The sequence below is a fragment of the uncultured Vibrio sp. genome (genome assembly GCF_947488985.1).
Taxonomy (GTDB): Bacteria; Pseudomonadota; Gammaproteobacteria; order Enterobacterales; family Vibrionaceae; genus Vibrio.
On record NZ_CANLBV010000197.1, the window covers coordinates 1 to 1,910 of the forward strand.

A 1,910-nucleotide genomic window follows, 5' to 3' on the forward strand; every position below is an offset into this window, starting at 1 on the left:
AAACTCAGTGCATTGTTTAAGAATTAGGCAACTATGGACCAGGCATGTCTTCTATCTGAATTAAGCAACAAAACCAAGCTAAATCTCAACTTTTCTGCCAAATTTGGCTCAAACAAATGGTTTTGGCTAAAACGTAATGGATTTAACGTCGTTAAGCAGCCTCGAGATGCTAAAGTATTACTAAGGCTTTTAAAACAAAGGGAAATTGATGTTGTTTTAGAAGATGAGTTGGTGTTTAAAAGAGAACTGGATAAAGCCTCTTTACCACTTGATTACTTCAATTCTACGAACCTAGATACCAAGGATATGGGAGTCTACTTTTCGAATCGATTCCTTAACACCTACTCAGGTTTCTTAGACAGTTTTAACTCAGCCATATCCAAGTGCAAGGAGTAGCCATTGTCGATCAGTGTCCACATGATTTCTGTACCTGCTGAAGAGGTGGTTTCCTCTAGAGTGACGTATCTGCCCGAAAGTGGCGGAAGCTTGGGTCGTTCACCGTCATGTGATATTGCGCTACCAGACCAAACCAAATGGATCTCTAGAACTCACTGCCAGCTCTACCCGACAGATCAAGGTTACGTGATTAAAGACACCAGTAACAACGGCGTTTCGTTGAACGACAAGTCACTGGCAAAAGAGAAAGAGTACGTCATTACCGATGGTGACATCATCAAACTGGGCGGTTACACACTGTTAGTGAGCCTATTAAGTGACCCAAAAGTGATCGTGACCAATAACATCACACAGGATGATACTTTTATAGAACCTTTCAACTTAAAGCTGGACGACAGCGACACAGACTTTTTAGATGACGCACCACAAGTCGCAACCGTTAAGAAAGCCTCAAACTTCTCTTCGAAGAACGTATTGAGTGACGACCCCTTTTCATCCGACCCTTTTGAAGATTTAGACGAAGACAAAGTGATACCCAACATTGAAGTGGACGAAATTGCTCATGGCGATAACAACGCCCTCTCTTCTGCTGAACTAGAGTACTTACCCGTTAATGTTGATAACAATACGCGTATAGAAGAGTCGATCGACAAGCTCATTACGTTAACCGAGAAAAACCAACAGTACTTACAGAATCCACAACTGCAACAAAAAGCACTGTTCGACGCGTTAGAACAGACGGTTGATCAGTTCTTAAATGAGTTTGCACCAAAGCAACTTGAGAATCAGTTTAGTGAGTACGTAAGTAGCGGTATTTTTACCAATAAAGATAAAAAATATTGGAAGATCTACAGAAAGCATTTTCAACACCGGCAAGACAACGGGGATTTCAGACGTCAATTCAAAGCGTTATTTATGGAGAATATGCAAAAGCATGGTGAGGAACGAGAATGAAACGCCTGATACTGTTGTCACTTTGTGTATTGGTAACGGCATGTTCATCATCCGAGCCCGTTGCCGTTGTCACCCAGTACTCACTGACCGTTAAAGCCGATGCGACCGTCAACCAATACAATGACGACCAAGCCAATCCTGTAGTGGTTAGGCTTTATCAACTCACGGATAAACAACTTTTCAAGCAGCTGCCATTTATTGATTTATACAACAATGACTTGCAGTTATTGGCAGCCAACCTAGTTTCAAAACAAGTCTTACCGATTGTATTGCCGAGCTCAGAACAAAAACTGACGTTAGATATCAATAAGAACACTCAATACATTGCAGCATTGGTCGAATTCGCAGATTACCAGAACAGCACGACCAAAACCGTATTGATGATGCCTTCTGATCCGGAGCAAACATTAGAGTTAACAATTACAGGGAAGAAAGCAGAGTTGGTCGTGATACAGCCTGATTCGAGCTGGTGGCAAATCTTTTAATAAAAAAGGTTCATCGCGGATTAGCGGGAACTAAAAACAAAAACGGTAGTAAGTGATATGGTTTAGTCGCCAAAC

Annotated in this window: 2 protein-coding genes and 1 pseudogene; all 3 read left to right on the forward strand. The window is 41.6% G+C overall.

What is annotated here, in order from left to right; translation table 11 throughout:
• Positions 1 to 72: 72 nt before the first annotated feature.
• Positions 73 to 396 (forward strand): annotated as a pseudogene (locus Q1A70_RS19680) (ABC transporter substrate-binding protein); the annotation flags it as partial.
• A 3-nt stretch (positions 397 to 399) separates the two neighbouring features.
• Entirely contained in the window at positions 400 to 1,350 is a 951-nt protein-coding gene (locus tag Q1A70_RS19685; protein WP_299695648.1) for an FHA domain-containing protein, read from the forward strand.
• On the forward strand, positions 1,347 to 1,835 hold the full coding sequence (tssJ, locus tag Q1A70_RS19690; RefSeq protein WP_299695650.1) for a type VI secretion system lipoprotein TssJ: 489 nt from the start codon (positions 1,347 to 1,349) through the stop codon (positions 1,833 to 1,835). Before Q1A70_RS19685 ends, tssJ begins: the two co-directional genes overlap by 4 nt.
• Positions 1,836 to 1,910: the final 75 nt, after the last annotated feature.

Coding starts and splice junctions, on each gene's coding strand:
- tssJ (WP_299695650.1), top strand. CDS start 1,347: ATGAAACGCCTGATACTGTTGTCACTTTGTGTATTGGTAACGGCATGT.